Here is a 10,899-nt window from a genome sequence, read left to right on the forward strand (position 1 = left end):
TGATGATCCCCATAGTTTAGAAGATGTGGAATTAACCCTAGTAAAAGCCCATTTTGGAGTGGCCGAGAATTCAGCTCTTTGGGTAACTGACGATATTTTAGGACAACGAGTAGCACCTTTTATTACGCAGTATTTGGCTATTGTAGTCAATAAAAACGATATTATCACGACGATGCATCAAGCGTATGATCGCATTGGTAACCAAGAATATGGTTTTGGAACGTTCATTGCGGGTCCGTCCAAAACAGCTGATATTGAACAATCTTTAGTCTTGGGAGCACATGGCGCTAGAGGATTAACGGTGTTTATTATGGGTTAGGTTTTCTTAAGAGTTATACTTATATAGTTTTAAAAGATAGTCTTACATTAAAAAATAAGTAAAAAGTAGTTACATTAGCGAAGAGTAAAGCCTCTAATTTTTTGAGTTTGTAGTAGAAAGGTAGGTGTAGATTAATTTGATTTGCTTGGTTCTTCATTAAGCCATCTTCTGCAATAGGAAGGTATGCCTGATGTCCGCAAATTAGAAAATCTTGAACAGTTATCTCATCAAAGAATCCTTTGGGACTTAATTTGTTATGACGGTACTCTTTTGGAATCGAATTAATCTCTTTTAAATAAAGATGAAGTATTTCTTCTCTTTTTTAATATTTCCTCACAATTTTTAGACTTGATCACTTATTATTCTATACAGGGTAATTTGATTTTCAAACAAAATAATAAAAGAAAATAAATAAGTTTTTATTTTCTTTTATTATCGTTTATTTTCTTTTATTTTGTTTTATATTTGTTTTGTACTTACTATTTATTTGTTTTTCACATCTATAAAAACTAAAATTATGTTGCCAAATCAACGAAGAGAAAAAATATTAGATCTTTTAAAAGAAGACGGATTCGCTAAAGTGATTGACTTATCACGTTTATTCAAAGTTACAGAAGTAACTATACGTCAGGATCTTGAAAAACTAGAGAGCGAAAATCTTATTATAAAAGAACATGGTGGGGCAAGCATAAAAAATGTAGTCGATCAAGTAAGAAGTTTTACTTTACAACGTCAGGAAAACTTAGAGCAAAAATCAGCTATTGCTCAAAAATGTTTAGAGTTCATTGAAAATGGGGATACTATTATCCTTGATTCGGGATCAACAACTACTGAAATCGCAAAAAAACTAAAAGGTTTTAAACAATTAACGGTAATTACAAACGCCTTAAATATTGCTTTATTGTTAGGAACAGATCCAGATATTGAAGTCATTATGACTGGAGGAGAATTTAAACCTCCTACATTATCATTAACTGGTCAAAAAGCTGCAGATTTCTTTAAAGGATTAAATGTACAAAAATTATTTTTAGCTACAGCTGGAATCTCTTTAAAGTCAGGGCTTACCTATCCTAGTATAAGTGATTTAGTAGTAAAAAAAGCGATGATTGATGCTGCAGAAGTTACTTATCTTGTAGCTGACAGTTCAAAAATGGGAAAAAGCGCACTAGCCAGTTTAGGGGCATTATCTTTAATTGACTACATCATAACTGATGATAAAATTGAAGAAAAACACAAACAAGTATTTAGGGATAATGAAATTGAAGTAATAGTATCATAATAGATAAAAATAAAAAAGAAGAAATTATAATAAAAAAGATAAAAATGACAACATCAACATTAGGAGTAATAATTGGAAATAGAGATTTTTTCCCTGACAGTTTAGTCGAAAAAGCAAGGCTTGAAATAATTGAGGTTTTTGAAAAATTAAATATCAAACCTATTTTATTAGATGGTAATGTAACTAAACTTGGCGGCGTAGAAACTTATAAAGAAGCTCAAAAATGTGCTGAATTATTCAAAAAACACCAAGATGAAATTATGGGAGTTTTGGTAATATTACCAAACTTTGGAGATGAAAAAGGAGTTGCAGACACTTTAAAATTAGCTAACCTTAATGTTCCTGTGTTAATTCAAGCCTACCCTGATGAATTAACCAAAATGAACGTAGTGAACAGACGTGATTCATGGTGTGGAAAAATTTCAGTTTGTAATAATTTATACCAATACGGTATAAAGTATAGCATAACGAGTCAACATGTTGCTAGTCCTTCTGATGCTGTTTTCCAAAAAGACTTATTAGATTTTACAGCTGTTTGTAGAGTCGTTAAAGGGATGAGAAGTGTGCGTATTGGAGCCATAGGAGCAAGACCAGGCGCATTTAATACAGTTCGATATTCTGAAAAGATATTGCAAAGAAATGGTATCACAGTAACCACTGTAGATTTATCTGAAATTTTAGGCAAAGCCAATAAATTAACTGCCGACGACGAATCAGTAAAACGTCATCTTAAATCAATCAATGCGTATGTAGCTCAAGGAAAAACTCCAAATGAAGCTATGTTACAAATTGCTAAACTAGATGTGGTTTTAAAAGAATTCATGGAAGAACAGTCATTAGATGCTACTGCAATACAATGTTGGACTTCTTTGCAACAAAATTATGGTTGTAATGTATGTACTAGCATGAGTATCATGAGTGAAAATATGTTACCAAGTGCTTGCGAAGTCGATGTTACTGGAACCTTGACTATGTATGCAATGCAATTAGCTTCAGGTTCGCCAAGCGCACTTGTAGATTGGAATAACAATTATGCTGATGACCCTGAAAAATGTGTTTTATTTCACTGCGGTAACTGGGCTAAATCATTCCTACCTGACATCACATTAAGCACCGCTCCTATTTTAGGAACAACAGTTGGTGAGGAAAACACCTATGGAGCTTTAGACGGAAGAACACCAGCAATGCCGCTAACTTATGGTCGAATCAGTACTGATGACCCTAAAGGTATTATCAAAGTTTACATCGGAGAAGGAGAACTTACTGATGACGCACTTAACACATTTGGAAATAGAGCAGTGGCTCAAATACCTAATCTCCAGGGGTTGATGCAATACATTTGCAAAAACGGATTCGAACACCATGTAGTGATGAATGCTTCTAAAACAGCTGGAATATTAGAAGAAGCGCTTGGTAATTATATGGGTTGGGAAGTATATAAACACTAAAAGGTTTGATGATGCATTTAAAAGAATTAAAACGGAAATCAATTGAGAACAGAAAGAAAGTACTTAAGTATATTTATAATGCTAAAGCAGGACATACTGGCGGAAGTTTGTCAATTTTAGATATTCTTAACGTGCTATACAATAATGTGATGAACGTTTCTCCAGAAAATTTTCATTCTAATAATAGAGACCGATTTATTCAAAGCAAAGGACATTGTGTAGAAGCTTTGTATGTAGTTTTAGCCGACAAAGGTTTTTTTCCTGAAGAAGATTTATTGACGATGTGCCAATACAAATCACCCTATATAGGACATCCTACAAAATCGATCCCAGGAATTGAACAAAACACAGGTGGACTAGGACATGGATTACCTATTTGTGCTGGAACGGCATTAGCGGCTAAAAAAGATAATTCTCCTGTAAAAGTTTTTACCGTTTTAGGTGATGGCGAAATGGCTGAAGGTTCTAACTGGGAAGCAATGATGTTTGCCGCTCACTATAAATTAGATAACCTATGCGCTATATTAGATTATAATAAATTACAAATTACTGCTCCTAATGCTGAAGTTATGGGCTTAGAGCCAATTGACCAAAAACTAGCAGCTTTTGGCTGGGCAGTAAAACATGTAGATGGGCATAATCTAGAAGAACTTTCAAACACTTTTAATAATTTACCAGTAATTAAAGGAAAACCGACCTTCATTATAGCGCATACTACCAAAGGTAAAGGAATTAGCTATATGGAAAATGTAATAAAATGGCATCATGGAGTTCCTTCCAAAGAACAATATGAATTAGCTATGCAAGAATTAGATCATCAATTACATGAACTTGAAACAGTTTTAAAATAATGGAAGTAATAAAAACAGCAACTTTAGCAAACCTTGAAGTATTTTCAGAAGTACTTCAAAATTTAGCCGAAACAGATAAGGATATCATGGTAGTTACGAGCGATTCTCGTGGCTCTGGAAAACTAGTGCCTTTTGGTCAAAAATATCCTGAACAAATTGTTGAAGTGGGTATAGCAGAACAAAACCTAGTAGGTGTCGCTACAGGATTAGCCAGTATGGGTAAGAAAGCATTTGCTGTTTCTCCTGCTTGTTTTTTAACCGCTAGAGCATTGGAACAAATAAAAAATGACGTAGCATACTCAGACAATCCTGTAAAATTAATAGGAATTAGTGCTGGAGTAAGTTACGGAGCACTAGGTACTACTCACCATAGTTTGCATGATTATGCTGTACTAAGAGCAATTAACAATATTAGTATTGTAGCTCCTGCCGATAATTTTGAAACTGCCGAAGCTATTAAACAAGCTGCCGAAATGAAAAGTCCTATTTATATCCGTTTTGGTAAAAAAGGAATGCCAGCTAACTTGCAATCAAACGAAGTTGATTCGGAATTTAAAATTGGTAAAGGACGTATTATTCAAGAAGGAACTGACATCACATTTATTGCTACTGGAGAAGCCGTTTTACCTTGTGTAGAAGCTGCAAAACTGCTAGAAAATGAGCATAATATTTCATGCAAAATAATCAGTATCCATACTATAAAACCACTTGATAACGAATTATTATTAGCTACAGCTACTAATGGTAAACCTGTAATTACTGTAGAAGAACATTCTATTTACGGAGGTTTAGGTGAAGCAGTAGCTTCTTTATTATTCCAAAAAGGGTTTACAAATAAATTTAAAATCATAGGATTACCTGATGACCACACCGTTTCAGGTTCACAAAATGAAATTTTTAACCACTATGGCATTTCAGGTGTAGGATTAAAAAATACGGCTTTAAACTTATTTAACCTATGAAAATAAAACACCTCTCTTTAGTTATTTTGACGCTGATTTTCGTATTTGGATGTTCTTCAAAAGAAAAATCTGGAAAACCAAAAATCGCAGTAGTGGTTTCAACATTAAACAATCCTTGGTTTGTAATGCTTGCCGAATCAGCTGCTGCAAATGCTAAAAAACTAGGCTATGAAGCTAAAATATTTGACTCTCAAAACAATCCCGCTGTAGAATCAGACAATTTCGAAAACCTCATATCCTCAGGTTATGATGCTATTCTTTTAAATCCTACAGATTCAGACGGTTCTATTTCTAATGTTCTAAAAGCAAAAACGGCTGGAATTCCAGTTTTTTGTATGGATAGAGAAATCAATGCCGATGATGCGGCTACGAGTCAAATTCTTTCGGATAATTATTCTGGCTGTGTTGCCATAGGAATAGAGTTTGTAAAAGAGCTAAAAGAGAAAGGTAATTATGTAGAAATCATAGGGTTAGTAGGAGATAATAATACATGGGCTAGATCAGGAGGATTTCATTCTGTAGTTGATAAATTTCCTAATTTAAAAATGGTTGCTCAACAAAGTGGAAATTTCGATAGAAATAAAGCAATGGAAGTTTTAGAAACGATCATGCAAGCTAATCCTAATATTGATGCCGTTTTTTGTGGTAATGATGCTATGGCTATGGGCGCTTTTCAAGCTTTACAATCAGCAGGAAAAGCAAATAAAGTTAAAATTTTTGGTTTTGATGGAGCTAGTGATGTAATTGAAAAAATTCGAGAAAAGAAAATTATAGCGACAGGGATGCAATTTCCAAAAGTGATGGCACAAACTGCAGCTCAATATGCCGATGAATATTTTAAAGGCCGACGAACTTTTCCTCAAAGAGTTCCTGTCGAAGTTGAATTAATAAATGCATCAAACATAAAAGACTATTAACATGAAAAAAATATATATTTATATATTAGTTATTCTAATAGTAGCCCTTTTAGGATATAAATCGGTTTATTTCAAAAAACTAAGCGCTGTTAAAAATGCTCAAAAAGAAAATTTTGACTTCAAAGCTTTTGTCGATTCAATTTATTTCAAAGGTATTTTAAAAAGCAAAAAAAACATTGCTTTAACAGATTTAATTTCCTTAGTACAAACTAACTCTGAAATGGCTTTTAAAGAACACGGAAACCGCCTTGGAATAGGTAATTCAGCTTTTTTCATGATTGAAAGTACAGGGAAAATTTTTGACATTAAAGATGGTGTTTATACTATTGCTGATAAAAAAAATGGAATTATTTACATTGACACTAAATACATTTTTGGAAACGCAATTCGAGATGCATCTGGTCTGGTAAAACTGACTGATTTTAAAACAAATTCTCAATTTAACAAAGTATCGGAATCTTTGAATGATATCATCCGAAATGAAGTTATACCAAAAGCAATTAAGACAATTAAAATTGGTGATAGTATAGCATTTTCAGGAGCGATAAAATTAAGAAAAAATCAAAATTTGTTTAAAGATATTATAGTTATTCCATCTCAAATTAAACTTCAATAAGTTGTTAGAAGCAGTTAAGATATCAAAAGAATTCCCAGGTGTAAAGGTACTTAATCAGGTATATTTTAAATTTTATCCTGGAAAAGTAAATGCCATATTGGGAGAAAATGGTGCGGGTAAATCGACTTTGTTAAAAATTTTGACAGGCGTTTATAACGAATATGATGGCGAAATTAAGTTAAATGGTGAAACCGTTACTTTTTCAAATATAAAAGAAGCTCAAAATGCGGGCATTGCTATTATTCATCAAGAATTGAACTTGATTCCTGAACTTAGTGTAACCGAAAATTTATTCCTAGGAAGAGAAATAATCACTCCGTTAGGGCTTTTAGACACCAATAAAATGGAAGCTGAAGCCAAAATAATTTTTAAAAAAATTCAATTAAATGTTACTCCAAAAACTTTAGTACAAAAACTAAAAGTAGGTGAACAACAATTAATCGAAATTGCTAAAGCACTACTTTGTAATGCTGATGTTATTTTAATGGACGAACCTACTTCTGCACTAAGTGACAGTGAAATTGAAAACTTACACCGTATTATTCGTGAATTAAAAATTGAAGGTAAAACTATTGTTTATATTTCTCATAAAATGGATGAGTTATTTAGAATTGCTGAGAATTATACTGTATTAAGAGATGGGAATACCATAGATGCAGGAGAAATGAAAAATACCACGGAACAAGATTTAATTCGAAAAATGGTAGGAAGAGAAGTACTCATTGAGAAAAAAAATACTGCAACCCAGTTTCATAGTACCATCTTAAAAGTTAAAGATTTAAACCTAATAAATCCTGTTATTAAAAACAGAAAAATACTTCAAGATATTTCATTTGAATTAAAAAAGGGAGAGATTCTAGGTGTTTTTGGTTTGATGGGTGCTGGAAGAACAGAGCTTTTAGAAACCATATTTGGAATGCATCCTAAGACTAGTGACTATCAATTAGAAATTGATGGAAAAAAAGCTTTTCACCAAACGCCTAAAGATTCAATTGAAAATGGCTTAGCCTTTGTAACAGAAGACCGTAAAACAGAAGGACTAGTTTTAGGAATGGATATTTCTTCTAATATAAGTTTAACTACACTGCCTACTTTTGGTATTTTAAATAATACCAAAAGCAAGAATTCAGCAAAATATTACATAGAAAAGTTAAGTATCAAAACACCTTCAGAAACTCAATTATGCCAAAATTTGAGCGGTGGTAATCAACAAAAAGTAGTTTTAGCTAAATGGTTGGTAACGAATCCTAAAATTTTAATTTTAGATGAACCAACCCGTGGAATCGATATTAATGCCAAAAATGAAATTTACAATTTAATAAAAGAACTTGCTGCAAACAACATGAGTATCATTGTGGCCTCGTCAGAAATCCCAGAAATCCTAGCACTTTCAGATCGGATTCTTGTGATGGCTGACGGAAAATTAAAAGATTCTTTTCTTGCAAGAGAAGCTACTGAAGACAAATTATTAAAATCAGCCTTACCAGAATAATTATGACGCTATCCTTTAACCACCCTATTATCAAGAAATCGCAATCTTTAATTGCACTTTTTCTTTTGTGTTTATTTATCAGCCTACTATCTGATAAATTTATGACCAGCACTAATCTTTGGAATGTATTAAGACAAATTTCAGTAAATGTTTGTATCTCTGTCGGAATGACCTTAGTAGTCTTAATGGCTGGAATTGATTTATCTGTAGGTTCTATTTTGGGACTTTCGGCTGCTATTTGTGCTGGTTTATTAAAAGGCGGGCTTTCATTTGAGTCCTTGGATTTATTTATTGGTTTCACTGTTTTAGGAGGAATTATTGCAGCAATGCTCGTTGGTATGGCCTTAGGCCTTTTTAACGGATGGGTAATTACTAAATTCTCTATTCCTCCCTTTGTGGCAACTTTGGCTATGTTGACTATTGGACGTGGTCTTACTATGCTTTATACAAAAGGTATTCCTATTTCTAATTTAGGTCCTAATTTTGAATTTATTGGATCTGGTTGGTTTTTAGGGATTCCTGTACCAGTTTGGATTTCATTAGTTATGGTACTAATCGTTGTGTTTTTAACAAACAAAACTACTTTTGGAAGATACATTTATGCCATTGGAGGAAATGAAAAAGCAGCTTTTTTATCTGGTATTAATATCAATAAAGTAAAACTAGCCGTGTATGGTATCGCTGGAGTAATGGCGGCTGTAGGTGGTGTTTTAGTAACTTCTAGACTAAACTCTGCGCAACCTAATGCGGGTATGAGTTATGAATTAGATTCAATTGCTGCTGTAGTAATTGGAGGTACTTCACTTTCTGGTGGTGTGGGTACTGTTACGGGAACAGTTATTGGAGCAATAATTATTGGTGTGTTAAATAACGGACTAGTTTTACTAGATGTATCCCCTTTTTGGCAACAAGTTGTAAAAGGTATCGTTATTCTTTTAGCGGTAATCATCGATAAAATGAACCAAAAAAACAAATAAAGCTCTCAAGTTCAATTTTGAATCCAGAGAACTATTATGCAACTATTTCTATAAATGAAAAAATATATTCTTGCCATCGACCAAGGTACAAGTAGTACTAAAACAATACTTTTTGATGAATTAGGACAAGCTACAGCAAAAGGCTGTGTGGACCTAAAAACGAATTATTTTGACAATGGATTTGTAGAGCAAAACCCTGAAGATATTTTTCAAAATGTAATCGATTCTGTTAAGGAATGCTTGAATGATTTTAAACAAAAAGGATTTAATACTTCAGCTATTATCTCTTGCGGAATCAGTAATCAAAGAGAAACATTCATTCTATGGGATAAAAATGGAAAAGCATTATCACCAGCTGTTGTTTGGGCATGTAAGCGCTCGATCTCAATATGTGGTGATTTAATAGCAAAAGGACAAAACGATTTTATCAAACAAAAAACAGGTTTGTTATTAGATCCTTATTTTTCAGGAACAAAATTACTTTGGCTTGTTGAAAACGACAATGAATTAAAAGAAAAGATAATAAACGGAGAAGTTTATTTTGGAACTATAGATTGTTGGCTTTTGTACAAATTAACCAATGGAACACAATTTAAAACGGATTATACTAATGCTTCAAGAACTTTACTTTTTAATATCCATACTTTAAAATGGGATACTGAAATCTTAGCAACTTGGGGATTATTAAACTTAAATCTTCCGGAACCATGTGCCTCTTCATACAATTTTGGTGCATTTGATTTAGAAGAAATTTTAAAAGATGGAAATCAACATTCCATTCCTATTACTTCTTTAATAGGAGATTCTCATGCTGCTACTTTTGGAGAAGGTTGTTTTGAGAAAGGTACTGCCAAAGTAACTCTAGGAACGGGAAGTTCTATTATGATGAATATTGGTGACAAAGCTGTTTTATCTAATTCTGGAATGCTAACCACCATTTGTTGGAGTATTGAAGGACGTGTGGATTATGCACTTGAAGGTGCAATTGTTTCCTGCGGTTCTACAATTGAATGGTTAAAAAACGAATTGGAATTATTCTCCAAACCTTCTGATACCGAAGCCATGGCAAATGCTATTACAGATAATGCGGGTGTGTATCTTATCCCTGCTTTTAGTGGATTAGGTGCGCCACATTGGCAAATGAGTCGAAAAGCTTCAATCGAAGGAATGACTTTTGGAACTACCAAAAATCATATTGTTAGAGCGGCATTAGAAAGTATCCCATACCAAATAAAAGATGTTGTTGAAGCAATGGAAAAAGACATGCAAGCTACATTAAAGTCAATTTCTGTTAATGGAGGTTTAACTCAAAATAAATTTGTAATTCACTTTCTATCCGATTTATTAGGCATTCCTCTAAATAAACAACGAAATCCAGATGTTTCTGCATTAGGAGCAGCTTATTTATCTGGACTAAAAAGCGGTGTATACAAAAGTATTGAGCAACTTTCTGCAATTAACAAAAAGCAAACGGAACAAGTTTTTACGAATGCTAATAACGAATTAGTACGAATCGGTTATCGAGGTTGGAAAGACAAAATAAACAGAAGATAGTTTACCTTTGTCAAAAAATGGTTATAATTGTATGGGTATTTTTTTGCCATGAATTACACTAATTTTCACCAATTCTATAGTACTAAAATTTCACAAATTCCTATAGTAGTATTAACACGTCTTTTCGAGTGTTTTTTATTAGTAATGCTATCGCTTTACTAATAAAAAATGTATCGAGAAGTTTCCTACCATTGACGTTTTTACATAAATCACTGAATCATAATAAGTTGCATATTTAAGTCTTTAGCTTTTTTGGTTAGAAATCTTATTTGTTGATCCTTTTGTTGTTGTAAATATATTTCCACGCCTTTTTCTACATATTGCATTCCATTATCAAATGTTTTATAATAGAGTTCTGCAATTTTTCTTGCAGTTGCCTTAATTGCTATTGCCGCTCCTCTTCTGGCTTTAAGTTTTCTCGCAAAAGCTCCTAAGCCTGGTTGTTTACTAACTAATAAGCTTTGGGCTGCTTGTTTAAATATTT

Annotated in this window: 10 protein-coding genes and 1 pseudogene; 10 read left to right on the plus strand and 1 reads right to left on the minus strand. The window is 32.9% G+C overall.

Annotated elements, in window-relative coordinates; genetic code table 11:
• The 10 genes from E0F76_RS19025 to E0F76_RS19070 form a co-directional block, all read left to right on the plus strand.
• On the plus strand, positions 1-319 hold a 319-nt coding region (locus E0F76_RS19025; RefSeq protein WP_165932751.1), incomplete at its 5' end, for a LutC/YkgG family protein.
• A gap of 517 nt (positions 320-836) precedes the next feature.
• Complete coding sequence (locus tag E0F76_RS19030) at positions 837-1,598, plus strand: DeoR/GlpR family DNA-binding transcription regulator (protein ID WP_132010074.1); 762 nt, start codon at positions 837-839, stop codon at positions 1,596-1,598.
• Positions 1,599-1,642: 44 nt separating this feature from the next.
• Positions 1,643-3,046 carry an L-fucose/L-arabinose isomerase family protein gene (locus tag E0F76_RS19035; RefSeq protein WP_132010077.1) on the plus strand — a complete coding sequence of 468 codons (1,404 nt, stop codon included), beginning with the start codon at positions 1,643-1,645 and terminating at the stop codon, positions 3,044-3,046.
• Positions 3,047-3,054: 8 nt separating this feature from the next.
• Positions 3,055-3,897 carry a transketolase gene (locus E0F76_RS19040; protein ID WP_220398952.1) on the plus strand — a complete coding sequence of 281 codons (843 nt, stop codon included), beginning with the start codon at positions 3,055-3,057 and terminating at the stop codon, positions 3,895-3,897.
• Positions 3,897-4,859, plus strand: coding sequence for a transketolase family protein (locus tag E0F76_RS19045; protein WP_132010080.1), 963 nt, complete (start codon positions 3,897-3,899; stop codon positions 4,857-4,859). Before E0F76_RS19040 ends, E0F76_RS19045 begins: the two co-directional genes overlap by 1 nt.
• A complete protein-coding gene (locus E0F76_RS19050; RefSeq protein WP_132010083.1) occupies positions 4,856-5,776 on the plus strand; it encodes a D-ribose ABC transporter substrate-binding protein in 921 nt (306 codons plus the stop codon). Before E0F76_RS19045 ends, E0F76_RS19050 begins: the two co-directional genes overlap by 4 nt.
• Position 5,777: 1 nt before the next feature.
• Positions 5,778-6,392, plus strand: coding sequence for a DUF2291 family protein (locus E0F76_RS19055; protein WP_132010086.1), 615 nt, complete (start codon positions 5,778-5,780; stop codon positions 6,390-6,392).
• A gap of 1 nt (position 6,393) precedes the next feature.
• Complete coding sequence (locus E0F76_RS19060) at positions 6,394-7,884, plus strand: sugar ABC transporter ATP-binding protein (RefSeq protein WP_132010089.1); 1,491 nt, start codon at positions 6,394-6,396, stop codon at positions 7,882-7,884.
• 101 nt (positions 7,885-7,985) lie between these two features.
• Positions 7,986-8,861: an ABC transporter permease gene (locus E0F76_RS19065; protein ID WP_246022114.1), complete on the plus strand. Its 876-nt coding sequence runs from the start codon at positions 7,986-7,988 to the stop codon at positions 8,859-8,861.
• 54 nt (positions 8,862-8,915) lie between these two features.
• Positions 8,916-10,415 (plus strand): FGGY family carbohydrate kinase, encoded by a 1,500-nt coding sequence (locus E0F76_RS19070; protein ID WP_132010095.1) that lies wholly within the window; start codon positions 8,916-8,918, stop codon positions 10,413-10,415.
• 209 nt (positions 10,416-10,624) lie between these two features.
• Here E0F76_RS19070 and E0F76_RS19430 read toward each other — a convergent pair.
• Positions 10,625-10,899, minus strand: a pseudogene (locus tag E0F76_RS19430) (IS110 family transposase); the annotation flags it as partial.

The organism is Flavobacterium cellulosilyticum (assembly GCF_004349355.1).
Lineage (GTDB): Bacteria > Bacteroidota > Bacteroidia > Flavobacteriales > Flavobacteriaceae > Flavobacterium > Flavobacterium cellulosilyticum.

What these genes read in the sequence shown, in the direction of transcription:
- E0F76_RS19030 (WP_132010074.1), top strand. Translation starts at nt 837, where the DNA reads ATGTTGCCAAATCAACGAAGAGAAAAAATATTAGATCTTTTAAAAGAA.
- E0F76_RS19035 (WP_132010077.1), top strand. Translation starts at nt 1,643, where the DNA reads ATGACAACATCAACATTAGGAGTAATAATTGGAAATAGAGATTTTTTC.
- E0F76_RS19040 (WP_220398952.1), top strand. Translation starts at nt 3,055, where the DNA reads ATGATGCATTTAAAAGAATTAAAACGGAAATCAATTGAGAACAGAAAG.
- E0F76_RS19045 (WP_132010080.1), top strand. Translation starts at nt 3,897, where the DNA reads ATGGAAGTAATAAAAACAGCAACTTTAGCAAACCTTGAAGTATTTTCA.
- E0F76_RS19050 (WP_132010083.1), top strand. Translation starts at nt 4,856, where the DNA reads ATGAAAATAAAACACCTCTCTTTAGTTATTTTGACGCTGATTTTCGTA.
- E0F76_RS19055 (WP_132010086.1), top strand. Translation starts at nt 5,778, where the DNA reads ATGAAAAAAATATATATTTATATATTAGTTATTCTAATAGTAGCCCTT.
- E0F76_RS19065 (WP_246022114.1), top strand. Translation starts at nt 7,986, where the DNA reads ATGACCAGCACTAATCTTTGGAATGTATTAAGACAAATTTCAGTAAAT.
- E0F76_RS19070 (WP_132010095.1), top strand. Translation starts at nt 8,916, where the DNA reads ATGAAAAAATATATTCTTGCCATCGACCAAGGTACAAGTAGTACTAAA.